This is a genomic window from Catenulispora acidiphila DSM 44928, from assembly GCF_000024025.1.
Classification (GTDB): domain Bacteria; phylum Actinomycetota; class Actinomycetes; order Streptomycetales; family Catenulisporaceae; genus Catenulispora; species Catenulispora acidiphila.
This window is the reverse complement of the sequence record NC_013131.1, coordinates 7,471,757-7,494,391: the sequence shown is the minus strand read 5'-3', so window position 1 is coordinate 7,494,391 and position 22,635 is coordinate 7,471,757. Positions and strand designations below refer to the sequence as shown.

At 72.4% G+C, this 22,635-nt stretch carries 23 protein-coding genes; 10 read left to right on the top strand and 13 right to left on the bottom strand.

The window, feature by feature from the left end:
- Nucleotides 1–51: 51 nt before the first annotated feature.
- From CACI_RS32210 to CACI_RS32195, 4 genes are all read left to right on the top strand, one after another.
- Nucleotides 52–1,641, top strand: coding sequence for an acyl-CoA carboxylase subunit beta (locus CACI_RS32210; RefSeq protein ID WP_015795081.1), 1,590 nt, complete (start codon nt 52–54; stop codon nt 1,639–1,641).
- Nucleotides 1,642–1,673: 32 nt separating this feature from the next.
- Complete coding sequence (locus CACI_RS32205; RefSeq protein WP_015795080.1) at nt 1,674–1,913, top strand: acyl-CoA carboxylase subunit epsilon; 240 nt, start codon at nt 1,674–1,676, stop codon at nt 1,911–1,913.
- Between the two features lie 98 nt (nt 1,914–2,011).
- Nucleotides 2,012–3,766: an acetyl/propionyl/methylcrotonyl-CoA carboxylase subunit alpha gene (locus CACI_RS32200; protein WP_041542843.1), complete on the top strand. Its 1,755-nt coding sequence runs from the start codon at nt 2,012–2,014 to the stop codon at nt 3,764–3,766.
- Nucleotides 3,763–4,722 (top strand): MBL fold metallo-hydrolase, encoded by a 960-nt coding sequence (locus CACI_RS32195; protein WP_015795078.1) that lies wholly within the window; start codon nt 3,763–3,765, stop codon nt 4,720–4,722. The genes CACI_RS32200 and CACI_RS32195 overlap by 4 nt, the downstream gene beginning before the upstream one ends.
- A 21-nt stretch (nt 4,723–4,743) precedes the next feature.
- Here the strand turns inward: CACI_RS32195 and CACI_RS32190 are convergent, their stop codons facing one another.
- Nucleotides 4,744–5,484, bottom strand: coding sequence for a TetR/AcrR family transcriptional regulator (locus CACI_RS32190; RefSeq protein WP_015795077.1), 741 nt, complete (start codon nt 5,482–5,484; stop codon nt 4,744–4,746).
- A 194-nt stretch (nt 5,485–5,678) separates the two neighbouring features.
- On the opposite strand from CACI_RS32190, the gene CACI_RS32185 reads away from it, so the two are divergent.
- Together CACI_RS32185 and CACI_RS32180 are read left to right on the top strand one after the other, a co-directional pair.
- Entirely contained in the window at nt 5,679–7,571 is a 1,893-nt protein-coding gene (locus CACI_RS32185) for an MFS transporter (RefSeq protein ID WP_015795076.1), read from the top strand.
- A 37-nt stretch (nt 7,572–7,608) separates the two neighbouring features.
- Nucleotides 7,609–8,526: an NADP-dependent oxidoreductase gene (locus CACI_RS32180; RefSeq protein ID WP_015795075.1), complete on the top strand. Its 918-nt coding sequence runs from the start codon at nt 7,609–7,611 to the stop codon at nt 8,524–8,526.
- A 157-nt stretch (nt 8,527–8,683) separates the two neighbouring features.
- Here the strand turns inward: CACI_RS32180 and CACI_RS32175 are convergent, their stop codons facing one another.
- Both CACI_RS32175 and CACI_RS32170 read right to left on the bottom strand, forming a co-directional pair.
- Nucleotides 8,684–9,190: a flavin reductase family protein gene (locus CACI_RS32175; RefSeq protein WP_015795074.1), complete on the bottom strand. Its 507-nt coding sequence runs from the start codon at nt 9,188–9,190 to the stop codon at nt 8,684–8,686.
- On the bottom strand, nt 9,187–9,651 hold the full coding sequence (locus tag CACI_RS32170) for a nuclear transport factor 2 family protein (RefSeq protein ID WP_015795073.1): 465 nt from the start codon (nt 9,649–9,651) through the stop codon (nt 9,187–9,189). Before CACI_RS32170 ends, CACI_RS32175 begins: the two co-directional genes overlap by 4 nt.
- Before the next feature lie 202 nt (nt 9,652–9,853).
- On the opposite strand from CACI_RS32170, the gene CACI_RS32165 reads away from it, so the two are divergent.
- The 3 genes from CACI_RS32165 to CACI_RS32155 are packed head-to-tail and all read left to right on the top strand — an operon-like array spanning nt 9,854 to nt 12,427.
- A complete protein-coding gene (locus tag CACI_RS32165; protein ID WP_015795072.1) occupies nt 9,854–10,630 on the top strand; it encodes a 3-oxoacyl-ACP reductase in 777 nt (258 codons plus the stop codon).
- A gap of 17 nt (nt 10,631–10,647) precedes the next feature.
- Nucleotides 10,648–11,373, top strand: coding sequence for an SDR family NAD(P)-dependent oxidoreductase (locus CACI_RS32160; RefSeq protein ID WP_015795071.1), 726 nt, complete (start codon nt 10,648–10,650; stop codon nt 11,371–11,373).
- Between the two features lie 43 nt (nt 11,374–11,416).
- The gene (locus tag CACI_RS32155) at nt 11,417–12,427 is read left to right on the top strand and encodes an LLM class flavin-dependent oxidoreductase (RefSeq protein WP_015795070.1); all 1,011 of its coding nucleotides are present in this window, start codon (nt 11,417–11,419) and stop codon (nt 12,425–12,427) included.
- A 376-nt stretch (nt 12,428–12,803) separates the two neighbouring features.
- Here CACI_RS32155 and CACI_RS32150 read toward each other — a convergent pair whose 3' ends face one another.
- The 10 genes from CACI_RS32150 to CACI_RS32105 all read right to left on the bottom strand — a co-directional run bounded on the left by CACI_RS32150 (nt 12,804) and on the right by CACI_RS32105 (nt 21,626).
- Complete coding sequence (locus CACI_RS32150; RefSeq protein ID WP_015795069.1) at nt 12,804–13,130, bottom strand: antibiotic biosynthesis monooxygenase family protein; 327 nt, start codon at nt 13,128–13,130, stop codon at nt 12,804–12,806.
- Nucleotides 13,127–14,206 carry an acyl-CoA dehydrogenase family protein gene (locus tag CACI_RS32145; protein WP_223297303.1) on the bottom strand — a complete coding sequence of 360 codons (1,080 nt, stop codon included), beginning with the start codon at nt 14,204–14,206 and terminating at the stop codon, nt 13,127–13,129. Before CACI_RS32145 ends, CACI_RS32150 begins: the two co-directional genes overlap by 4 nt.
- A 315-nt stretch (nt 14,207–14,521) precedes the next feature.
- On the bottom strand, nt 14,522–15,514 hold the full coding sequence (locus CACI_RS32140; protein ID WP_015795067.1) for an aromatase/cyclase: 993 nt from the start codon (nt 15,512–15,514) through the stop codon (nt 14,522–14,524).
- Nucleotides 15,511–15,819, bottom strand: coding sequence for an acyl carrier protein (locus CACI_RS32135; RefSeq protein WP_015795066.1), 309 nt, complete (start codon nt 15,817–15,819; stop codon nt 15,511–15,513). Before CACI_RS32135 ends, CACI_RS32140 begins: the two co-directional genes overlap by 4 nt.
- 32 nt (nt 15,820–15,851) lie before the next feature.
- Nucleotides 15,852–17,165: a beta-ketoacyl synthase N-terminal-like domain-containing protein gene (locus CACI_RS32130; RefSeq protein ID WP_015795065.1), complete on the bottom strand. Its 1,314-nt coding sequence runs from the start codon at nt 17,163–17,165 to the stop codon at nt 15,852–15,854.
- Nucleotides 17,165–18,430, bottom strand: coding sequence for a beta-ketoacyl-[acyl-carrier-protein] synthase family protein (locus CACI_RS32125; RefSeq protein ID WP_015795064.1), 1,266 nt, complete (start codon nt 18,428–18,430; stop codon nt 17,165–17,167). Before CACI_RS32125 ends, CACI_RS32130 begins: the two co-directional genes overlap by 1 nt.
- A 206-nt stretch (nt 18,431–18,636) precedes the next feature.
- Nucleotides 18,637–19,005, bottom strand: coding sequence for a PPOX class F420-dependent oxidoreductase (locus CACI_RS32120; RefSeq protein WP_015795063.1), 369 nt, complete (start codon nt 19,003–19,005; stop codon nt 18,637–18,639).
- Nucleotides 19,006–19,051: 46 nt separating this feature from the next.
- A complete protein-coding gene (locus tag CACI_RS32115) occupies nt 19,052–19,873 on the bottom strand; it encodes a DUF6081 family protein (RefSeq protein ID WP_015795062.1) in 822 nt (273 codons plus the stop codon).
- 79 nt (nt 19,874–19,952) lie between these two features.
- Nucleotides 19,953–20,900, bottom strand: a complete 948-nt coding sequence (locus CACI_RS32110; protein WP_015795061.1) for an NmrA/HSCARG family protein — start codon at nt 20,898–20,900, stop codon at nt 19,953–19,955.
- 39 nt (nt 20,901–20,939) lie between these two features.
- The gene (locus CACI_RS32105; RefSeq protein WP_015795060.1) at nt 20,940–21,626 is read right to left on the bottom strand and encodes a hypothetical protein; all 687 of its coding nucleotides are present in this window, start codon (nt 21,624–21,626) and stop codon (nt 20,940–20,942) included.
- A 162-nt stretch (nt 21,627–21,788) separates the two neighbouring features.
- Here CACI_RS32105 and CACI_RS32100 point away from each other — a divergent pair, with 162 nt between their 5' ends.
- Nucleotides 21,789–22,634: a DUF6081 family protein gene (locus CACI_RS32100; RefSeq protein ID WP_015795059.1), complete on the top strand. Its 846-nt coding sequence runs from the start codon at nt 21,789–21,791 to the stop codon at nt 22,632–22,634.
- Nucleotide 22,635: the final 1 nt, after the last annotated feature.

Genomic DNA, 22,635 nt, shown 5'->3' with positions numbered 1-22,635 from the left:
CCCGGTCCGTTCTCAAGCGGGTCTCCAGGGCCGGGCGCGACGCTTTCGGGCATGCAGACCTCGGCCCAAACCCGCGCCGGCTCCGCCCCTGCGGCGGCGGACATGCGTGCCCGCGCCAGGGAGCACCGCCGCACCCGCGCCGAGATCCTGGCGGCGCGCGCCGAACCCGGCATCCAGCACTCCCGCGGCAAACTCACGGTCGAGGAACGCCTGGCGGCGCTGTTCGACGAAGGGTCCTGCGTCGAGGTGGAGACCCTGCGCCGACACCGCGCCTCGGGCTTCGGGCTGGAGGCCAAGCGCCCGTACGGCGACGGCGTGGTCGCCGGCTGGGGCGCGGTCGACGGACGCCGGGTGTTCTACTACGCGCACGACTTCCGGGTCTTCGGCGGCTCCCTCGGCGAGGCCCACGCCGCGAAGATCCACAAGGTGATGGACCTGGCGCTGGCGACCGGCGCGCCGCTGATCGCCCTGTGCGACGGCGCCGGGGCGCGCATCCAGGAGGGCGTGGTCGCGCTGGCCGGCTATGGCGGCATCTTCTCCCGGCACGTGCGCGGCTCCGGCGTGATCCCGCAGATCAGTGTGGTCCTGGGCCCGTGCGCCGGCGGCGCGGCGTACGCCCCGGCCCTGTGCGACTTCGTGTTCATGGTCCGCGGCGCCGGGCAGATGTACGTCACCGGCCCGGACGTGGTCCGCGCGGTGACCGGCGAGCAGGTCACGCACGAGGATCTGGGCGGCGCCGACGTCCACGCGAGGACCTCCGGCGTGGCGGCCTTCGTGCACGACGACGAGCGCGAGTGCTTCGAGGCGGTCCGCACGCTGCTGGCGTTCCTGCCCGACAACAACCACACCGCACCGCCCTGGACGCCGCCGGCGGACACCCCCGACCGCCGCTGCGAGGCGCTGCTGGACCTGGTGCCCGCGGAGCTGAACCGGGTGTACGACGTGCGCGCGGTCCTCGGCGAGGTCTTCGACGACGGCGACTACCTGGAGGTCCACGAAAGCTGGGCGCCGAACGTGGTGTGCGCCCTGGCGCGGCTGGACGGCCACCCGGTCGGCGTCCTGGCCAACCAGGCCGCGGTCCTGGCCGGCGCCCTGGACATCGCCGCCGCCCAGAAGGCGGCCCGCTTCGTCCAACTCTGCGACGCCTTCCACCTCCCGATCGTCTCGCTGGTGGACGTCCCCGGGTTCCTCCCCGGCACCGACCAGGAACGCGACGGCATCATCCGCCACGGCGCGAAGCTCCTGTACGCGTACTGCGACGCCACAGTCCCCCGCGTCCAGGTGGTCCTCCGCAAGGCCTACGGCGGCGCCTACATCGTGATGGACTCCCGCTCCATCGGCGCCGACCTCTCCTACGCCTGGCCGGTCAACGAGATCGCGGTGATGGGCGCCCAGGCGGCAGCCGACGTCCTCTTCCGCCGCGAGATAGCAGCCGCCGCCGACCCCGAAGCCGTCCGCACCCAACGTATGACGGAGTACCGCCGCCAGTTGACGCACCCCGACTACGCCGCCGAACACGGCCTCGTGGACGACGTCATCGACCCCTCGGACACCCGCCCGATCCTGATCGAAGCCCTGGCCATGCTCCGCGGCAAGTACGAACCCAACCCCGTCCGCAAACACGGCAACCCGCCGATGTGACCGGCAGCCCACGCGACCAGAAGGAGGCAGCGATGCCCGGGGGACACTTCACCGTACTGCGCGGCAACCCCACCCCAGAGGAACTGGCGGCGGCGGTCACGGTACTGCTGAGCCTGGCCGCGACCGCGCGGACAGTTGTGCGGCCGGTGTCGCGCACGACCCGCCCGCACTGGCACTCGCGGCGGCGGATCACCCACGCGCGCGGACGGCATCTGCCGGCGGCGGCGTGGACCGGGGTCGGCGGCGGGCCGTGGCCGGGGGCCGGTCGGTGAGGCGGGGCGCGGGTGGGGCGCGTGCGGCGCGGGGCGATCTGACTGAGCGAGGTGTCGGCGGGGATCCGCGGTCGGCGGGCGAGTTGTCGCGGCCGGGTATCCGCAAGGTGCTGATCGCCAATCGGGGTGAGATCGCGGTCCGGGTGGCTCGGGCGTGTCGGGATGCGGGTATGGGTTCGGTGGCGGTGTATGCCGAGCCGGATCGGGACGCGTTGCATGTGCGGGTGGCTGATGAGGCTTGGGCGTTGGGCGGGTCCACGCCTGCCGAGTCGTATCTGGTGATCGGGAAGTTGGTGAAGGCCGCGGTTGATTCCGGGGCGGACGCGGTGCATCCCGGGTATGGATTTCTTTCGGAGAACGCCGAGTTCGCGCAGGCGGTGGTGGACGCCGGTCTGACGTGGATCGGTCCGTCGGCGGCGGCGATCAGTTCGTTGGGTGACAAGGTTTCGGCGCGGCATATCGCGCAGCGTGTCGGGGCGCCGCTGGTGGCCGGTACGGCCGATCCGGTGAGCGGGTCCGACGAGGTGGTGGCGTTCGCCAAGGAGCACGGGCTGCCGGTGGCGATCAAGGCGGCGTTCGGTGGCGGTGGGCGTGGGTTGAAGGTGGCGCGCACGCTGGAGGAGATTCCGGAGCTGTTCGACTCGGCGGTGCGTGAGGCGGTCAGTGCCTTCGGTCGCGGCGAGTGCTTCGTGGAGCGCTACCTGGACCGGCCGCGGCATGTGGAGACGCAGTGCCTGGCTGACAAGCACGGCAACGTGGTCGTGGTCTCCACGCGTGACTGCTCGTTGCAGCGCCGGCACCAGAAGCTGGTGGAGGAGGCTCCCGCGCCGTATTTGAGCGAGGAGCAGACTGCTGAGCTGTACCGGGCGTCCAAGGCGATCTTGAAGGAAGCCGGGTACGTCGGGGCCGGGACCTGCGAGTTCCTGGTCGGTCAGGACGGCACCATCTCCTTCTTGGAGGTGAACACCCGTTTGCAGGTGGAGCACCCGGTCACCGAGGAAGTCACCGGTCTCGACCTGGTGCGGGAGATGTTCCGGATCGCTGATGGCGAGGAGCTGGGCTACGGCGATCCGGAGGTTCGTGGGCACTCCTTCGAGTTCCGGATCAATGGTGAGGACCCGGGTCGGAACTTCCTGCCCGCCCCCGGTGTGGTGACCACATGGCGTCCGCCGTCGGGTCCGGGCGTGCGTCTGGACTCCGGGATCGAGCAGGGTGCGGAGATCGGACAGAACTTCGACTCGCTGCTGGCGAAGCTGATCATCTCCGGCCGCGATCGGCAGCAGGCTGTGGAGCGTGCCCGCCGCGCTCTGGCCGAGTTTGAGATCGACGGGATGCCCACCGCGCTGACGTTCCACGTCGCGGTGATGGACGACCCGGCGTTCACGCCGGAAGAGGGCCCGTTCCACGTCCACACCCGCTGGATCGAGACCGAATTCGACAACACGATCCCGCCCTACGCCGGCACCCCCGGCGAGGTCGTGGGCGCCGGCGAGCGCACCACAGTCGTCGTCGAAGTCGCCGGCAAACGGCTGGAAATGACCCTCCCGATCGGCCTGACCCCCGCCGAAGCCGTCCCGGCTACCCAGCGCGCCCGCCGCATTTCCCGTCCCCGCGGCATCGCCCCGGCAGCCGGCGAAGAACTCGTCGCCCCGATGACCGGCACGGTCGTCGCGCTGCGGGTCATCGAGGGCCAAACCGTCCGGGCGGGCGAGACCGTCGTGGTCATGGAGGCGATGAAGATGGAGCAGCCGCTGCCCGCCCACCGCGACGGCGTGATCACCAAGCTCGCCGTGGTCCCGGGCGACGTCATCGCCGCCGGGGAACCGGTCTGCCGCATCGAGGAGACGCTGTGAACACCGGCTTCGCCGAACCCGAGGTCGCCGAGATCGGTGACGGGGTCCTCGCCGTCGTCCAGTACGACGGCGGCTGGTGCCTGAGCAACGCCGGCGTGATCACCGGCCCGGCCCGCACCGTCGTCGTCGACACCATGGCCACCGAACGCCGCTCCCGCCGCCTCCGCGAGATCGTCGACCGGGCCGCCGAAGCCGCAGCCACGCGAACGACCGAAGAAGGCCCCGCCCTCGCCGTCGTCAACACCCACCACCACGGCGACCACACCTTCGGCAACGCCGCCTTCGCCCCCGAAGCCACGATCATCGCCCACGAACGCACCGCCACGGCCATGGCCGAGCTGGGCCTGGCCCTGCTGGCGGTATGGCCGCGCGCCGACTGGGGCGACATCGAACTCACGCTCCCGACCACCACCTACCGCGACGCCTACCGCTTCGGCGACGACGACACCCGCACCGACGACACCCGCACCATAGAAGTCCTGCACGTAGGACCGGCCCACACCCCCGACGACTCCGTCGTCCACCTCCCCGACGACGGCATCCTCTTCGTCGGCGACGTGGTCCTCGGCGGCGCGACCCCCTTCTGCCTGATGGGCTCCGTCACGGGATCCCTGCGCGCGATCGACCGCCTCCGCGCCCTGGGCGCCGAAACAGTCGTCCCCGGCCACGGCCCGGTAGGCGGTCCCGAACTGTTCGACGTCGCCGAGGAATACCTCCACTGGCTCCAAGACCTGGCGAAGAGCGGCCGCGAACGCGAACTGGACCCGTTGGCCCTGGCCCGCACCACCGACCTCGGCCGCTTCGCCGACCTCCGCGAAACCGAACGCCTCGTCGGCAACCTCGCGCGCGTCTACGCAGAACTCGACGGAGCCCCCGAAGGCACTCCGCTGGACGTCCCCCGCATCTTCGGCGAGATGGCCGAGTACCACGGAGGCATGCCGCCCTGCCACGCATGAAGCAAGGCGGCGGCGCCAGCCTTAAGCCCCAGGCAACCGAGCCGCCAACCCGTCCAACAGCAAACTCAACCCGTACTCGAACCGCTCATCCCCGCCGCCCGTGGTGAGCGTCTCGGCATTCCCGCTCGTATGGGGGAACCGATCGGCCGGCAGCGAAGCGTAGAACTCCCGAATATCGCTCAGGAACTGCACCGCATACTCCGGAATGCTCTGCTCCGGCTTCCGGTGAGCCAGAAACAGCGCACTCTGATACGCGTCCGAAGCGATGTACAGCAGCAGCCTGTCGATGGTCCACGCGGCGGTCTGCACCGGCACCCCGCCGCTGATCATGATGTCCAGCAGCCCTTCGGCGATCCGCAGCATGTTCGGCCCGGTGGGGATCACCCCCAGCGAGACCCGCGCCACGTCGTTGTGCGCCGTGAGCACCCGGTAGATCTGCCAGGCGACCTCGTGCACCTGCTCCATCCAGCGCCCGGTCTCCGGCGCCGGGACCGTGACGTCCGCGGTGGCCGCGTCCAGCACCAGCTCGAACAGCTCGTCTTTGCCGGAGATGTGCGTGTACAAGCTGGCCGAGCCGGTCTCCAACTCCTCGCCGACGCGCCGCACGGTGACGGCGTCCAGGCCTTCGGCGACCGCGATGCGCAGCGCGGTGGCGACGATCAGGTCCTTGGACAGCGGCAGGCGCTGACGGACGGGCCGCCGCGGGCCCCGGGCGGGGCGCCACGGCGGTGCGGGCAGGTCGACGCCGTCGCTTGTGGTCACTGGGCGCTCCTCACACCGTTCGGGCGATCTCACGCTGCAGCCTACTTGACACGAACAGCGATCGCTAGTCGAATGGGAATCGTTGACAGAGCATCGATCGTCAACCGATCAGTGATCGGGACGATGGAAGCGGTCCGAAGCTCTTCCCTCAGCACCACCCATCTCGTCTCTTGAGCCGACTCGAGGTCGCAGTCATGACGTGGAACAACCCGGCCACGGCCGGTCCCCCCTACCGCTGGCGCTGGGCGGCCTTCGCCGTCGTCCTGCTGGCCTCGGTGATGGACCTGCTCGACTCGCTGGTCACCAACATCGCCGGTCCCACCATCCGGGCCGACATCGGCGGCGGGCCGGCGCTGATCCAGTGGCTCGGTGCCGGCTACACGCTGGCCATGGCCGCCGGCCTGATCACCGGCGGCCGGCTCGGCGACATCTACGGCCGCAAACCGGTCTTCATCGTCGGCGTCATCGGCTTCACCGTGGCCTCGGTGCTGTGCGCGAGCTCCTTCTCCCCGGGCATGCTGATCGGCTGCCGGGTGGCGCAGGGCCTGTTCGGCGCGGTGATGCTGCCCCAGGGCCTGGGCGTGATCAAGGCGGTTTTCCCGCCGCAGGAGCTGGCCAAGGCCTTCGGCGCCTACGGGCCGGCGATGGGCTTCTCCACCGTGCTCGGCCCGGTGATCGCCGGCACCCTGATCGACGCCAACCTGTTCGGCAGCAGCTGGCGCATGATCTTCCTGATCAACCTGCCGCTGGGCCTGGTGGCGCTCGTCGGCGCGATCAAGTACCTGCCGTCGGACCGCGACGAGCGCGCCCCGATCAAACTGGACCTGCTCGGCACCGTGCTGGCCTCGAGCGCGGCGCTGCTCGTGGTCTACCCGGTGGTGCAGGGCCGCTCGCTGGGCTGGCCGGCCTGGACCTTCGTGATGATCGCCGCCTCGGTGGTGGTCTTCGGGATCTTCGGCTGGGTGGAGACCCGCATCCACAACCGCGGCGGCGACCCGCTGGTGGTGCCCACGCTGTTCCGCAAACGGGCCTTCACCGGCGGCCTGTTCACCGGCCTGGCCTTCTTCACCGCGATCGTCGGCTTCTCGCTGGTGTTCACCGTCTTCGTGCAGATCGGTCTGGGCTACTCCCCGCTGAAGGCCGGTCTGACCACTTTGCCGCAGGCCGTCGGCAGCGTCGTCGGGTTCATCGCGGCCGGCGCGGGCCTGGCCGCCAAGCTCGGGCGGCGCATGCTGCACCTGGGCCTGGTGAGCATGACCGCCGGGGTGATCGGCACGTTCCTGACGATCCACTACGCCGGGACCGGCCTGACCCCCTACGACCTGATCCCCTCGCTGCTGTTCACCGGCATCGGCCTGGGCATGTTCCTGGCGCCGTTCTTCGACATCGTGCTGGCCGGGGTGGAGGCCGGCGAGTACGGCTCGGCCTCCGGCACGCTGAACGCGGTGCAGCAGTTCGCCGGGGCGCTCGGCATCGCGGTGGTCGGCACGGTGTTCTTCGGGGTGCTCGGCGGCCACGTCGCCTCAGCCGTGGACAGCCACGCGCCGGCCCTGCGCACGCAGCTGAGCGTGGCCGGGGTCAGCTCCGCGGACCAGGACACGATCCTGGCGAACCTGCACACCTGCGAGCAGGACCGGGCCACGGCCAGCGACCCGGCCGCCGTCCCGGCCTCCTGCGCCGTCCTGAACACCGCGGTCGGCAAGGCCTCCGCCGAGCACGGCCCGGAGGTCGGCCAGGCCGTCGGCACCACCGCGGTCAAGGCCGCCAAGGCGGGCTTCAGCTCGGCGGTGCAGGAGACGATCTGGACGGTCGTCGGGCTGCTCGCCGCGGCGTTCGTCCTCGGATTCGCCCTGCCGATGAAGGCCGCGCAGCAGGGTGACTGGGCCAACCAGGACTGGGGCGGCCAAGACGACGGCGACGGCGGCGCGGGCTGGGGCGGCCAGGGCGGCGGGGACGGCGCGGACGGCGAGAACGCCGGAGCCGGAGCTGGAACCGGCACTGGAACCGGCGCCGACGGCAAAGCCGTCCCCGGCCAGTCGGCCAACGAATGGCAGCAGTATTCGGGCACGCAGAACACGGCGGACTGAGCACCGTCCACCGGAAAACGAACAGGAGTCCACGAACATGGCGACCATGTCGAAGGCCATTGTCTTCACCGAATACGGCGATCCCGACGTGCTGCGGCTCCTCGAGGTCCCGACCCCCGAGCCGGGTCCGGGGCAGGTCAGGGTCCGGATGAAGGCCGCCGGCGTGCAGCCGGCGGACACCCGCAGCCGCAGCGGCGCGTGGCAGGCCTGGATGCCGGTGCGCTTCCCGGCGCGCCTGGGCAACGAGGGCGCGGGCGTCATCGACGCGGTCGGGCCCGGCGTCGCCGGGTTCGCCGTCGGCGACGAGGTCCTGGGCCCGGCCGCCGGAGCGTACGCCGAGAGCGTGCTGTTCCAGGCCGACCAGATCGCGGCCAAGCCGGCGATCATGCCCTGGATCGAGGCCGGCGCGCTGTCCGCCTCGGGCCAGACCGCGCACACCGCCCTGGAGGACCTGGGGGTCGCCGCCGGCGACACCGTTCTGATCCACGCCGCCGCCGGCGGAGTGGGACACATCGCGGTGCAGCTGGCGCGGCTCCGGGGCGCTTTGGTCGTGGCGACAGCCAGTCCGGAGAACCACGAGTTCCTGCGGTCTTTGGGCGCCCTGCCGGTCGCTTACGGCCCGGGTCTGGTGGACCGGATCAAGGAGGTCGCCCCGGCCGGCGTCGACGCCGCGCTGGACGGCGCCGGCGGGGAGGCGTTGGAGGTGTCGCTGGAGGTGGTCGGCAAGCGCGACCGCATCGGCACCATCGCCGACCAGGGCGGAGCGGCCCGGCTCGGATTGCGCTCGATCGGCACCCGGCGCTCGGCCGACCGGCTCGGGGAGCTGCTCCGGCTCTACTCCGAGGGGCAGCTGCGGGTCGCGGTGTGGAAGGAGTTCCCGCTGGCGCAGGCCGCCGCGGCGCACCGGGAGAGCGAGCGCGGGCACCTGCGCGGCAAGATCGTACTGACGATGTAGCGCTGCGCGGATCAGAACTCTGAGAGTGTCGGAGTTTCCGGGCATATCAGAGCGCTGATTATGCCGGAACTTCGAGTGCGTCAGACCTCTGACTGTGTCCGAACCTGAGGCGGCGCCACCGACCAGCTCGGTGGCGCCGCTTCGCGCGCGCCCGGCGTCACCCCGGCGCGGACACCCGGGCGGCCACGTCCGCGAACGCCCGGTCGTGGTACAGCAGCGGGGCGCCGGCGAAGGACTCCGCGCGCCGTACCAAGCCCAGCAGAACGGTGTGGTCCCCGGCCGCGAACCGGTCGGCGACCCGGCACTCCAGCACCGCCAGCGAGTCCGGCAGCACCGGGGTCCCGAACACCCGGACCGGCAGGTCCGCGAACTTGTCGCCGCCCTTGCGCGCGAAGCGCCGGGCCAGCTCCTCCTGGCCGCCGTGCAGGATGTGCACCGCGTACGTCGTGGCGACGGCGAACGCCTCGGCGCAGGAGGCCGCCCGGTCCAGACACACCAGGACCATCGGCGGGTCCAGCGACACCGAGGTGAACGAGGTCGCGGTGAAGCCGTGGCAGCGGCCCGCCGCGTCGCGGGTGGTGACCACGGCCACGCCGCTGGCCCACCGGCTCATCGCGGCGCGGAACGCCGCGCCGTCCTGGCCGCGTGCCACGGTCCCGGTCATCGCGCGGCCGCGGTCCGCTCGGCCACGGTCCGGTTGTCGTGCTCCACCCAGCGGCTGGCGGTCAGCAGCCGGCCGTCCGCGCCGCGCACCAGCACGTCGCGCACCGGGCAGCTGGGACCGACCGTCAGCCCGTCGACCCGGGTGGTCAGGACCAGCGTGTAGAAGTCCGCCTGCACCGCTGAGTCGTCGAGCTCGTCGAGCTCGTCGATGGCCAGCATGGTGAACATGTGCCGGCGCTGGACGGGGTCCTCGGCATAGCGCTCGTGGAACTCGTTCAGCTCCCGCACGATCGCCTCGCGGCCGATCGCCGGGTCGCGGCCTGGGGTGTGCCGGAAGACCCCGTCGGGGGTGAACGTGTCCGCGTACTCCTCGAACTTCCCCTCGTCCAGGGCGTGCATCTGACGGGCTTGGTGCTGCTGCACCTCCGCGTACAGCGCGGCTTGCGACCAGTGGTCGGCCATCGTCATTCCCTCCCGTGCCGGGTCCAGTGGGCCGGGTCCACCGTGCCCGCGGTGCCTGGAGACCGGCTCGAAGCCGGGCGGAGCACGCGTCGGGCGCACCGCGGGACGCACCGCCGGGCGCACCGCCGGACTCGATCGCCCCTCCAGGCCGCTTCCAGCAGCCGCGCCGAGGCTGGAGACCCAAGACCCCCAGGGAGGAACCATGCTGAATCAGACCGCGCTGGTCACCGGCGCGACCCAGGGCATCGGCCTGGCCGTGGCGCGGCGGCTCGGCGCGCTGGGCGCCCCGGTGTTCGTCTGCGGCCGCGACGGCGAGCGCCTGGCCGCCGCGATCGACGAGCTGCGCCGGGCCGGGGCCAAGGCCGACGGCCTGGTCGCCGACGTGCGCGACCCGGCTCAGATCGACGCGCTGGTGGCCGCCGCGGTGGCCGCGTCCGGACCGATCGGCGTCCTGGTGAACAACGCCGGGCGGCCCGGCGGCGGCGACATCGGGTCGGTCGCGGACGACGTCTGGGACGACGTCATCGCCACCAACCTCACCAGCGTCTTCCGGGTGACCAAGCGGGTTCTCGCCGACGGCGGCATGCGGGAGCTGCCCACGGCCCGGATCATCAACATCGCCTCCACCGGCGGCAAGCAGGGCGTCGTGCACGCCAGCCCGTACAGCGCCTCCAAGCACGGGGTCGTCGGCTTCACCAAGGCCCTCGGGCTGGAGCTGGCCCGCACCGGCATCACGGTGAACGCCGTGTGCCCCGGCTTCGTCGAGACCCCGATGGCCGCCGCGGTGCGCGAGTACTACGCCGGCGTGTGGGACACGACCGTCGAACAGGCCTTCTCCCGGATCACCGAGCGGGTCCCGCTGGGGCGCTACGTCACGCCCGAGGAAGTCGCCGGCATGGTCGCCTACCTCGTCTCCGAGGACGCCGCACCGGTCACCGCGCAGGCGCTGAACGTCTGCGGCGGCCTGGGCAACTACTGAGCCGGACGGGAATCCTCATGACTGATCGCAAAACCGCGCTGATCACCGGCTCCACCTCGGGCATCGGCCTGGCGGTGGCCCGCCGCCTGGCCGCCGAGGGCTGGCGGGTGGCGCTGAACTCGGCGCGCTCGGCCGAGGCCGGCGCCGAACTGGCCGCCGAGCTGCCCGAGGCCGTCTACCTGCGGGCCGACCTGGCCGCCCCCGGCGAGCCCGAACGGCTCGTCGCCGAGGCCGCCGAGGCGCTGGGCGGGCTGGACCTGCTGGTCAACAACGCCGGCCGCACGCAGCGGGTGGCGCACGCCGACCTGGAGGGCGCGCCCCTGTCGCTGTGGCGGGACGTGTTCGAGCTCAACGTCTTCGCCGCCTGGGCCGCGACCGTGGCCGCGGTGCCGTATCTGCGCGGCAGCGGCGGCAGCATCATCAACGTGTCCTCGGTCGCCGGCGAGCGCCCGGCCGGCAGCAGCGTGCCCTACGCGGCCAGCAAGGCGGCGCTGGCCCACCTGACCCGGCTGCTGGCCAACGCGCTCGGCCCGGACATCCGGGTCAACGCGGTCGCGCCGGGGCTCATCGACACGCCCTGGACCGCCGAGATGACCGACATCCGCGAGCACGTCGAGGCCGCGGTCCCGCTGCGCCGCCTCGGCACCCCCGAGGACGTCGCCGACGCCGTCTGGGGTCTGATCGGCTCCGGCTACACCACCGGCCAGGTGCTGCTCGCCGACGGCGGCGCCCACCTCATCTAGATCCAGCGCCGCTCCCGACCGGGGTGGGAAGAAAGGTTCTGCCATGCATCTGGGCGTCAACCTCCTGCACCACGGCGCCGTCCCGCTGGCGCGCGCCGCCGAGGACGCCGGCTACCGCATCGTCCTCGCGCCCGAGGGCTACCGCTCCGACGCGCCGAGCGTCCTGGGCGCGGTGGCCGGCGCCACCGACGGGATCCTGCTGGCCTCCGGTGTCATGCAGATCCCGGCCCGGCCGGCGATCCTGACCGCGCTGACCGCGATGACGCTGCACACGCTGTCCGGCGGCCGGTTCCGGCTGGGGCTGGGCGTGTCCAACCCCGACATCTCCGAGTCCTGGTACGGGGTGCCCTTCGACCGGCCGCTGAGCCGCACGGCGCAGTACGTCCGGGTGGTCCGGGCGGCGATCAGCGGGGAGGGTATGGCTGCCGCGACCGATCCGGAGCGCACCGACGGCACCGGCGCGGTACGGCTGCCGCTGGCTCCGGCGGCACCCGGCGCCGTACCGGTCTACCTGGCCGCCGGCGGCCCGGGCAACCTGCGGCTCACCGGCCGCGTCGCCGACGGCTGGATCGGCATGTTCTCCTCACCGGAGCAGACCACCGCCTCCATCGCCGCGATCGACGCCGGCGCCGCGGCCGCGGACCGCGACATCGCGGGGTTCGACTACCTGGTGTGCGCACCGGCCTTCGTGCACGACGACCCGGCGCTCGCCGCCGACCGCCTGCGCGGGCACTACGCACACCTGCTCACCGTCGGCGGCCCCGGCCGCAACATCTACGTACGGCTGGCGCGCGGCATGGGCTACGGCGCGGAGCTCGACGCTCTGTACAAGTACGTCGCGGCAGGCGATCGTGTGGCGGCGGCCAAGGCGGTCCCGCAGGGATTCATCGACGCCACCGCACTGATCGGGCCACCCAGCCGCATCGCCGAACGCCTCGCCGCCTACCGCGAAGCCGGAGCCACCACGGTCAGCGCCATGGTGTCCTCCGCCGACGCCGACACCACCGAACGCATCGCCACGATCCGCGCCATCGGCAAGGCCTGGCACGCCTAGCCGCGCGACACCGAAGCAACGCAACCGTGATCGGCCCCCGGAATCCCGAATTCCGAGGGCCGATCACGGTTCCGCGCTGCCTTGGCGCTCGACGGCGAGGCTGCCTGTCTGGCTGGGCACTGCCGTGCCCCGGCTGCGCGCCTGTTCGCTCGGCAGGCCGCTCCTGCGCCTGGCTGCGAGATTTGGTTGCTGGTCGCTTGGTTGTCGGGGCTTGGTTTGCTGCTTGGTTGGGCTTGGTTGGGCTTGGTTGGGCTTGGTTGGGCTTGGTTGGGCTTGGTTGGGCTTGGTTGGGCTTGGTTGAGCTTGGTTGCTTGGTTGCTTGGTTGCTTGGTTGCTTGGTTGCTTGGCGTGTTCGGCTGTCGGCCTGTGGCCCTTCTCAGCCCGCCACCACCGACCGCACCGGCTGGTACCCGACCATCTCCGGTCCGCCCTCGGCCAGCGCCAGAATCTGCTCCCGCATCGCGGCGCTGCGCGGGTCGGCGCGGAAGCCGTCGAGGTAGGCCTTCTCGTTCGTCCAGCGCGCGTAGTTGAACACCCGCTTGCCGTCCAGGCTGATGTGGTAGTTCGCGGACACGAAGCCCGGGAGGTGCCGGACCCACTGGCGCACGTCCTCGGCCATCGCCTCGATCAGTTCGCGCGCCTTGTCCGCGTCGGCCACCGGGATCACGACGGTGGCCACGAAGTCGTCCTCGCCGTTCGTCACCGCGCACCTGCCTTCTTCACGAGGGCCGCGCCGTAGGCCGCGGCCGCGGGATGCTGCTTCAGCACGATGTGGCTGGAGCCGACGTTGAGGTCGCGCCAGAACCGTTGCAGCGCCGAGGTCTCGGCCATCGCCGAGGTGCCCGAGGCGCGTACCAGCCGGTCGATCGCGGCCGGCAGCAGCTCGGCGGCCAGCGCGCAGTCCCGGGTGGCGCGCGCGACCTCGTCGGGGGAGTGCTCGCCGCGCTCGGCAGCCGAAGCCACCCGGTCCAGCAACGCCGCGGCGGCCTCGATCTCACCGTCGACCCGGCCGATCAGCGCGGCGGCGTCGTCGGCGAGCGGCGCGGGCTTGGCGGCCAGCGAGGCGGTGTGCGCGTTCAGCGCGGCGCGCGCGGCACCCAGCAGCGGCGCCGCGAATGTCAGACCATTGATGGAGCGCAGCGGAGCCCGATAGGCCGGCGCCGCGTCCGGTCCCTGCCCGGCGAGCAGCGCCTCGCGGGTGACGGTGAAGTCAGCGGCGACACGCACGTCCCGAACCGTGACCGTGTTGCTCCCGGTTCCCCGCATCCCGACGCTGAACCAGCTCTCGGTGATCGTGTAAGCCGAGCGCGGGACAGCGAAGAACCGCGCGTGCGGCTTCGCCCCCTCATCACCCTCGGCCATCGCGCACAGCAGAGCCCAGTCCGAGGACGTCACACCACTGACATAAGGCCAGGCACCACTGAGCCGCCACCCGTCACCCTCGCGAGCAGCCTTCCCAGCAGGCATCAGCGCCCCGACGACGACCGGATCCGGCCCGTCACCCCACACCGCCTCCTGCGCGGAATCCGCCAGGAACGCGGCCATCCGCCCCAGACTCGCGGTGAGCGAAGCGAACCACGCGGTGGAGGCACATCCGAGACCGACCGCGGCGACGGCCTCGACCAGGCCGCGATAGTCCGGCGCGGCGTCCGGCGCGACGCCGCCCCCGAAACGCGAGGGAACGTAGAAGCGCGCGAAGCCGGCCTCGACGACCGCCGCGACCACCTCCGGCGCCAGGTCCCGAGCCGCTTCGGTCTCGGCGGAATGCTCAGCGGCCAAGACCGCGACCTTCTCGGCCGCTGCCGGCAGGCGAGCTGGATCGGACGGCCGGGGCGGCGGTGATTGCGGAGGATGGGTGACCACGTCGCACTCCTTGCAGGTCTTGGCGGAGCCGGGTTCTTGGTGAACCAGCCTCGCGCCCGGTGCTGGAACGGCGCTCGACAGCGGCTAGGGGCCCACGTCCCCGACCGGCCGCAGCAAAGCGGCGAGGGCGAAGTGGCGCAGCAAAGCGACCACAGCGAAGCGGCCACAGCAACGGCGGGACGCTCGGCCGCCACGCACCCGGCCGAGCGTCCCGCCGCACCGCGCCACGAATCAGGAAGCGAACTTCGCCGCGTGCTCCAACGTCGCCCGACTGTTCGCCCCCAGCGCCTCGCGCATGTGCGCCCGCGCCGCCGCGACCGTCGTCCCCGCGCCGAGCACCCGCTCCAGTGCGTCCGGACGCAGCGTGAACGTGTGCCGTGAGGTGGCGCGCGTCCGCGCTCCGCCGTCCAGCGGCGCGATGGTCCACAGGCCCGCGTGCCCGAGCAGGATCTCCGGCGTCTTCTCCTGCTTGTACGCCAGTCGCGAGGCGTCGACGCGGATCCGCGTGGACGCCGTGTGGTGCCGGTCGCCGTCCGGCGTCACCGTGGTCAGCGCCAGGTGCTGCGCGCCGTCCTCGCTGATGGTCAGCACCGATTCCTCGACGTGCGGCAGCCGCTCGTGCCACAGGTCGCCGCGGTCGAGGAACTCGTACACCGCCGCCGGCGGGGCGTCGATGTCGAAGACGTCCTCGAAGGAGTCCACGAGCGCGCCGCCGGCCTCGTGCGCGGCGTCCAGCGCGGCCAGCCGTGCGAGCTGGCCGAGCTCGGCGGTGCTGTTGCGGTCCAGGGCCGCGGTGATCCACCGCGCGGACTGCTCGCTGCCGTCGACGGTCGTGAACTCGTGGACCAGCGTGACGTCGCTGGCCTCGGCGCCGCGTTCCTCGACGTGCCAGCTCCCTGACATCGACGCGATCGGCGGTGTGCTGTGCTCCTGCCGGAACGTGATCAGCCGGCTGCCCGGGTCCAGTTCGCGGCGCGAGGACCAGGACACGACCTGGCCGTTCACCGTGGCCCACAACCGGAAGCGCTCGAAGGTGACGCCGCCGGCCACCGGGCCGTGCTCCAGCGGGTCGACGAACACCGTGGGCTCGAAGACCGCCGGCCAGTTGCCGGCGGCGGCCAGCAGCCCGTAGACGGTCTGGGCCGGTGCCGAGGCCCGGATCGTGTGCGTGGTGCGCACCGGCGTGCCCGGGCCCGGGCCGCCGGAGGCGTCGGCGCCGCTCACCGGTCCGCCCCCGGAGTCGCCGCGGCTGCCGCGGCCGACACGGCCGGCACGGCTGCCGCCTCGCTGTTCACCAGGTCCAGGACCGAGCGCGGGGTGCGCAGGCCGGAGACCGCGTCGTCGGGGATCCTCACCTCGCGGGTCTGCTCGATCTTGGCCGCCATCTCCAGCAGCGCCAGCGAGTCGTAGCCGAGCTCGTCGAAGCCGCGGTCGGCGATGTCGCCGGCCAGGTCGATCCCCTCCTCGGCGCCGGCGCACTCCAGCAGGATGTCGCGCAGCTCCTGCAAGGTCATCTCGTGTGTGGTCATGGCGTTCCTCCCCTTGGTCAGTCCGTGGTTGGTCAGTGGTGGCTCAGGGCCGTCGGCGGCGCGGAGAGGACCAGAGCGCTGTTGAAGCCGCCCCGCCCCCGGGCCAGGATCAGGACATTGCGAAGCCGGGCCGGCCGGGCCTGGCGGACCAGGTCGAGCCGGTACTGCCGATCAGGGGCGTCGGTGGGACCGGACGGCGGGATCAGGCCGGCCCGGATCGCCAGCAGCGCGGTGGCCACGTCCAGCGGACCGCCGCCGGCGCACAGCCGGCCGGTCAGCGTCTTGGGCACGGTCACCGGCACGCCGTGCGGCCCGAACACCGCGGCCAGCGCCGCGGCCTCGGACGCGTCAGCCGCCGGGTTTCCGGCGCCGTCGGCGAACACCGCGTCCACCTCGCACGGCTCCAGCCCGGCGTCGGCCAGAGCGCCGCGGATCGCGCGCTCCAACGTCGGCGGCCGGTCCGATCCCGGCGCCGGATCGAAACTCGCGCGGTACCCGGAGACCGCGCCGTAGACCTGCTTGGCGCCGCGCGCGGCGGCGGACTCGGCGTCCTCCAGTACCAGGACGGCCCCGCCCTCGCCCGGCACGTGCCCGCGGGCCCGCGGCGAGAACGGCAGGTACGCCGCGCCGACGCCCCGAGCGGTGTCGCCCGGCGCGTGCTGGCTGGCGAACCCCCACGGGTCCAGCGCCGAGTCCAGCCCGCCGGTCAGCACCAGCGAGGTGCCCCGCCGCACACCGCGCCGCGCGTAGCCGATCGCGTCCAGCCCGCCGGCCTGGTCGGCGACCAGGGCGGCGCTGGGCCCGCGCAGCGCGTGCCGGATCGAGATCTGGCCGGTGTTGCACGCGTAGAACCAGGCGAAGGACTCGTACACGCTGACGAAACCAGGGCCCTTGGACCACAGCTTGCGGAACTCCCGGTGCGTGAACTCGAAGCCGCCCTGGCCGTTGGACAGCACGACGCCCATGCGGAATTCCTCGTCGGAAGCCGCCGTCGTATCGGCACCGGCGTCCAGGAGCGCCTGCTGCGCGGCGTGCAGCGCCAGCCGGGTCACGCGGTCGGTCTGCGGCAGCAGCCGTGACGGGACCCGCCGGGCGTCATCGAACCCTGCGACCGTCCCGGCCAGCAGGCTCGGATAGGCGCTGTCCTGAAGGCCTTCCAACTCCACGATCCCGCTGCGGCCCTCGACCGTGGCCGTCCAGTGCGCCGCCAGGTCCAGGCCGGTCGGCGCGGCGATCCCGATGCCGGTGATCACCGGATGGGCCGTACGGGGCGCGCCGGCCGCGGCGTCCAGAAAGGCGTCGGCGGCATCGGCGGTGGTGGCGCCGGCGTTCATCAGGGTACTCATCACGCCGCCTCGGGCACGCTCTTGAGCACCATCGCGCTCTGGAACCCGCCGAAGCCGCTGCCCACCGACAGCACCGTGTCCAGTCGCCGCTCCCGCGCCACGACCGGCACGTAGTCCAGGTCGCACTCGGGGTCGGCCTCGTGCAGGTTCGCCGTCGGCGGTACCAGGTCGTGCCGCATCGCCAGCAGCGAGGCGGCGATCTCCAGCGAGCCGATCGCGCCCAGGGAGTGCCCGATCATCGACTTGATGGAGCTGACCGGGGTGGCGTAGGCGTGCTCGCCCAGACTCCGCTTGAACGCCGCGGTCTCGTGGCGGTCGTTCTGCTTGGTGCCCGAGCCGTGCGCGTTGATGTAGTCGATCTCGCCGCCCCCGGTCCGGGCCTCGGCCAGCGCCTGCCGGATCGCCTCGGCCATCTCCCGGCCGTCGGGCCGCAGACCGGTCATGTGGTAGGCGTTGCAGCGGGTCGCGAAGCCGGCGATCTCGCCGTAGACGGTCGCGCCGCGGGCCCGGGCGTGTTCGTACTCCTCCAGCACGAACACCGCCGCGCCCTCGGCCAGTACGAAGCCGTCACGGGTGCGGTCGAACGGCCGGCTGGCGGTGTCCGGCTCGCCGTTGCGCGAGGTGGTGGCCCGGATCGCGTCGAAGCAGGCCACGACGATCGGCGAGACCGGGGCGTCGGCCGCGCCGGTGATCACCACCTCGCAGGTCCCCTCGGCGATCAGGTCGGCGGCGTGCCCGACCGAGTCCAGGCCCGAGGTGCAGCCGTCGGAGACCAGCAGCGCCGGGCCCTCGGCGCCGACCGTCCAGGCCGTCTCGGCGGCCATCGCGCTGGGCGTCAGGTAGTCGGCCATGTGCGGCGTCAGGTGCCCCAGATCCGGGACCCAGCTGCGGCCGCTGTCCGAGAGCACCAGGTACTCGCGTTCCAGACTGCTGGCCGCGCCGACCGCGCTGCCCAGGACCACGCCGGTGCGCTCGGGGACGAGGTCCGCACGGTCCAAGCCGCTGTCCTGCAACGCCGCCTCGGCGCAGACCACGGCCAATTGCGCGGCCCGGTCCAGACGCCGTACCTGCCGCGGGCTGAGCCCTTCGGCGGCCGGGTCGAAGTCGCACTCCCCGGCCACCTGGGACCGGTAGGGCGCGGGGTCGAAGAAGGTGATGCGCCGGGTGGCGGTACGCCCGCCGGACAGGAGATCCCAGAACTCCTTCACGCCGGGACTGCCCGGCGCGCGCACCCCGATTCCGGTGATGACGGCTCGTCGTGTCATTGCCTGCCTCCCGAGGAGTCCACATGCCGCGGGAGCCGGCTCCCGCGGCCTTCAGGATCCGGGCCCGGGCTGGAGCCGGGCTCGAACACCGGTATCGGTGGGCTGGACGTTCGGACGAGGCGGTTCGGACGAGGCGGTTCGGATGACGCGGTTCGGGCGCGCCGGTGCCGGACACCGGCGGGATCGCGGGGTGTCCGGCCCGGCGGTCACAGACCCCAGCTGACGATCCGCGTGGGGTGGATCCGGATGATCGGGCCGCCGATCGCCGGGAACTCCGGGTCCTCCAGCGCCTCGGCGCGGCCCCGGATCTCGCAGGCGCGCACCCGCCAGGGGTTGGCCGAGGCGATGTCGTCGATCACCAGCGACACCCGGTCGTTGAGGCGCACGTTGCGGAACTTCTTGCTGGCGGTCATGTTCATGCCGCCGATGTCGATCGTGCCCAGCCGGGTGTTGACCCGGAAGCCGACCGGGCTGTTCTGCGGCGAGCCGTCCGGGCGGATGGTGGCCAACCGGCCCAGCCGCTGGGTCGCGAGGTAGGCCAGCTGGCTCTCGGTGAAAGGCTCGGTGTCCGGCATGGCAGGCTCCTACGAGGGGTTCGGGGCCGCGGGGCGCGGCCGGCGGTCAGCCCCGCCGCACCGTCACCCGGCGCACCACGAGGCGCACGCCCTGCCCCAGCGACTTCTCGGCGAACATCCCCAGCCCCACGGCCAGCTGACGCGGGGTGCACACCGCGGCCGGCCGGCCGTTGTCGCGGGTCAGGGCGCTGTCGTCCGGCATCCGTTCGCCGATGCGGTCGACTGTCAGTACATTGCTTCCGTTCAGGATCCACCTTACGGTGCCGGCGCTCGCGTCGTAGGCGACGACACAGGTATGGGAGCGCCCCGGCTGGGTGACGGCGACCGGAACCGTGTAGGTGAACGCCGCGTGCGGCGCGTCCGGGGCGCCGAGGCGTTCGTAGACGGCGAACACCCGGCCGCCGGTGACCATGAAGTCGAACACCATGCCGGTCTCCCGGTCCGTGGTGATCAGCGCGGCGGCGGCGACCGCGGGGTCGTCGGCGGCCGCGCCGATCCGCTCCAGGCCGAAGGGCGTCACCGACATCTGGGTCTCCAGCACCAGCCAGGTGCCCGGGACGGCGTCGAAACCGGGGAAGTCCGCCTTCGAGGTGCGCGCCGCCAACGCCGCCCAGCGCACGTGCACCGGCTGGTCCCCGGCGTCGGCGAACCGGGGCTCGCCGGTCGCCGGATCGGTGTGCGGCGGCGCGACGTGCAGCCCGAGGGGGGAGACGAGAACGGCTCCGTCGCCGGCGGGCAGACCGGCAGCCGGCCGGACCTGCCAGAGCGCGCCGGGACCCGCGGCGGCGAAGCCTTTGTGGAAGTCGTCGTGGAACACCGGTGAAGCGGTCCGCGCCGCCTCCAGCCCGGTCGGATCGTGCTGGGACATCGGTACCCCGCCTTAGCAGCCGGTGGTGCGGATCAGGACTCTTACGGTTCCGGCAGCGGCGCCGGACTCTTTCGACGGCTCAGGCTTGCGGGCTGGAGGCGGCAGCCGGGGCAGCGGCTGGGGCAGCGGCCGGGGCGCCGGGCTTCCAGGCGGTCCGGGCAAGCCAGCTGTCCAGCGTCGACAGCTCCGGGAACCGCTCGCGCAGCGCCGGGATGTCCGCGCTGTATCCGATGCGGTTGAGCCAGCCGTATGCCTCGACCTGCCAGTGGCTCTGGTTGACCAGGTCGTCCGGCGCGATGGCCTCGTACCGGGCGCTCAGTCCGGTGTGCCGGGCGAAGGCCTCGGCGATCTCCGCGCCGGTCAGCTCGTCGCCGGCCAGCTCCAGATGGTGCCCGACGGCGTCTTCGGGCCCTTCGTCGAAGACCTGCGCGGCGAACACGCCGATGTCGGCCGCGGCGATCATCTGGAGCTTCACGCCGTCCGCCAGCCCTCGCCGGTAGACCAGCCCGCCGTCCTCCAGGATCGGCGGATACATGTCGGTGTTCAGGTTCTCCATGAAGTACGCCGGACGAAGGAACGTGGCCGGAAGCCCGTGCTCCAGCACGCGTTCCTCGACCCGGAGCTTCGCCTCGCGCCAGTGCAGACCCTCGGGCCGCGTGGCGCCGCCGACCGAGCTGTGGACGTAGTGGCGTACGCCGCCGTTGTGCGCGGCGATGTCGGCGACGAGCTTGCCGTGCCGTTCCTCGCCGGGCACTCCGGCCGGGCCGAGCGGCGTCTGCACGCTGAACACGCCGTAGACCCCGTACATCGCGCGGTGGATGCTGTCGGCGTCGTCGAGGTCGCCGACGTACAGCGTCGCGCCCAGCCCGGCCAGGTCCACCGCTTGCGCCTTGGCCGGATCCCGGACGAAGGCGCGGACCTGCCACCCCCGCTTGAGCAGCTGCCGGGCGGTGGATCCGCCCTGTTTCCCGGTCGCGCCGAGCACCAGGATCTCGTGCCGCGTCTTGTCGGCATGCCGGACCGTCATGGCCCGCACCTCCTTGTCCGGTTCGGTGTCGTGGGCGTTTCAGCCGACTGTCGTGCTGGTCAGCGTGGTGCCGGTGGGCAGGAAGCAGGCGAAGGGACGCTGCGTTCCGTCCAGGTCGGTGCGTTCCCAGGAGAAGGACGGCTCCGACAGGTTCGAGCCCTCCTGGAGCAGCGACTCGGTGCCGGCCGAGCCGGAGAGCAGCAGAAGGCTGAGATTCGGGAACTGGAAGGGGGCCGAGGCCTGGAACGGGCCGTCGGCCTCGACCGTGACGGTGTCGCCGAGCACTGAGACGCTCGGGTCGGTGACGCCCGAGCCGCCGCTGAGCTTCCAGGTCAACAGGATCGAGCCGGCCGGGAGGCGGAACCGGAAGGTCACGTCCACGACGCGCTCGTTGATGGCCGGGTTCGGCGTGATCGTCGGGAAGGTGACGCCGGCGACGTAGGGCTGGTGCGCGCCGACCTGGTCCGGCGCCTGACCGGTGAACGTCAGGCTGTACTGGACGTTCGTGCTGCCGCCGGGGTAGGTCACGAAGCACGTGTACGCGGAGGTCCCGACGGTGGACGTGCCCGGCTTGGCGGCGTCGGCCCAGCCCGGGGTGCGGGCCGAGTGCGCGCCGGCGCCGGCCGAGCCGAGCGCGGTGGCCGTGGCCACGGCCAGGGCGGCCACCGCGGTGCGCTGGCCGCGGCGCCGTTTCGTCCCGGCGTCCGTATCAGTGCTCGAACCCATCGATGCCTCCGTGTGTCGTGGGGAAAACAAGGTCTGCATGGCCAGGGCGACGATGCCCGCACGGTCTGGAAGGTGGCTGGAACACGGCTCGAGATCCGCACTCGAGTACTGCTCCACCGGGGTTCGAGCGCACGGCGAGCCGGGCGGTCCACGGTGCGTCTCATGGCCTTTAGCAGCGCGGCCGAAGCCGCCGACCCGATCGCCGCGTCCTGGCGCGTGGTGTTCCGGGACGATTTCCGAGCCGGTTCTGCCCTCGCCCCGGGGTCCTGGCGGCTGCGGCCGGCCGGTGCCGGGCTCCCCGACGGCGACGGCGTCGTGAGCACGGGGTCCGCAGGGCTCGTGGTCGTGCCCGCGCACACCGACCCGGACACCGGCGAGCCGGCCTTCAGCCCGACCGACGGCCCGCTCGGCGAGATGGACCACCTGCGCTGGGCGGCCTTCGCCGACGTCCCGCCGCCGGACGCGGCCGGCCGGACCGAGGTGTCGGCGACGATCTCGGCCCAGGGCTTCGGCCTGGACCGGCATCCGTACGGCGATTCCGTGCCGGACCCGCACCGCGAGCTCAAATGCGGCGCGGCCGTGCTGATCTGCGTGGACCGGCCGACCGGGATCGTGCTCGACTTCATCGTCACCGACCGCTGCGTCTTCGCGGTCTATGAGCGCCTGGCGTTCCCAGGTACGGACTGGGCCGGATTCTCTTACGCCGTACCGGTTCTGGATCGCGAGCCCGGCGACCATCACGACCTCGCGATCCTCTACGACGCCCCGGCCGGCACCGCGCGCTGGTCCGTCGGCGGCGAGCAGGTCCTGGCCGTGGACGAGCTCGGGCTGCGGCTGCCGGGAGAGCAGGCCGCACGGTTCGCCAAGCGTGACAACGGGCTCCGTGCCCAGATCGCGGTGCCCGCTCAGTTCTCCTTCGGCCTGGGCGTTTTCACCGACCAGGTGTGGGGGCAGGGCGTCCGGCTCGCAGTGCAGCAGTTCACCATTCGCCAAGCCACCACCGGATAGG

Coding starts and splice junctions, on each gene's coding strand:
- CACI_RS32135 (WP_015795066.1), bottom strand. CDS start 15,819: ATGACCACACACGAGATGACCTTGCAGGAGCTGCGCGACATCCTGCTG.
- CACI_RS32175 (WP_015795074.1), bottom strand. CDS start 9,190: ATGACCGGGACCGTGGCACGCGGCCAGGACGGCGCGGCGTTCCGCGCC.
- CACI_RS32130 (WP_015795065.1), bottom strand. CDS start 17,165: ATGAGTACCCTGATGAACGCCGGCGCCACCACCGCCGATGCCGCCGAC.
- CACI_RS32185 (WP_015795076.1), top strand. CDS start 5,679: ATGACGTGGAACAACCCGGCCACGGCCGGTCCCCCCTACCGCTGGCGC.
- CACI_RS32125 (WP_015795064.1), bottom strand. CDS start 18,430: ATGACACGACGAGCCGTCATCACCGGAATCGGGGTGCGCGCGCCGGGC.
- CACI_RS32155 (WP_015795070.1), top strand. CDS start 11,417: ATGCATCTGGGCGTCAACCTCCTGCACCACGGCGCCGTCCCGCTGGCG.
- CACI_RS32205 (WP_015795080.1), top strand. CDS start 1,674: ATGCCCGGGGGACACTTCACCGTACTGCGCGGCAACCCCACCCCAGAG.
- CACI_RS32210 (WP_015795081.1), top strand. CDS start 52: ATGCAGACCTCGGCCCAAACCCGCGCCGGCTCCGCCCCTGCGGCGGCG.
- CACI_RS32160 (WP_015795071.1), top strand. CDS start 10,648: ATGACTGATCGCAAAACCGCGCTGATCACCGGCTCCACCTCGGGCATC.
- CACI_RS32110 (WP_015795061.1), bottom strand. CDS start 20,900: ATGACGGTCCGGCATGCCGACAAGACGCGGCACGAGATCCTGGTGCTC.
- CACI_RS32120 (WP_015795063.1), bottom strand. CDS start 19,005: ATGCCGGACACCGAGCCTTTCACCGAGAGCCAGCTGGCCTACCTCGCG.
- CACI_RS32100 (WP_015795059.1), top strand. CDS start 21,789: ATGGCCTTTAGCAGCGCGGCCGAAGCCGCCGACCCGATCGCCGCGTCC.
- CACI_RS32115 (WP_015795062.1), bottom strand. CDS start 19,873: ATGTCCCAGCACGATCCGACCGGGCTGGAGGCGGCGCGGACCGCTTCA.
- CACI_RS32170 (WP_015795073.1), bottom strand. CDS start 9,651: ATGGCCGACCACTGGTCGCAAGCCGCGCTGTACGCGGAGGTGCAGCAG.
- CACI_RS32105 (WP_015795060.1), bottom strand. CDS start 21,626: ATGGGTTCGAGCACTGATACGGACGCCGGGACGAAACGGCGCCGCGGC.
- CACI_RS32165 (WP_015795072.1), top strand. CDS start 9,854: ATGCTGAATCAGACCGCGCTGGTCACCGGCGCGACCCAGGGCATCGGC.
- CACI_RS32180 (WP_015795075.1), top strand. CDS start 7,609: ATGGCGACCATGTCGAAGGCCATTGTCTTCACCGAATACGGCGATCCC.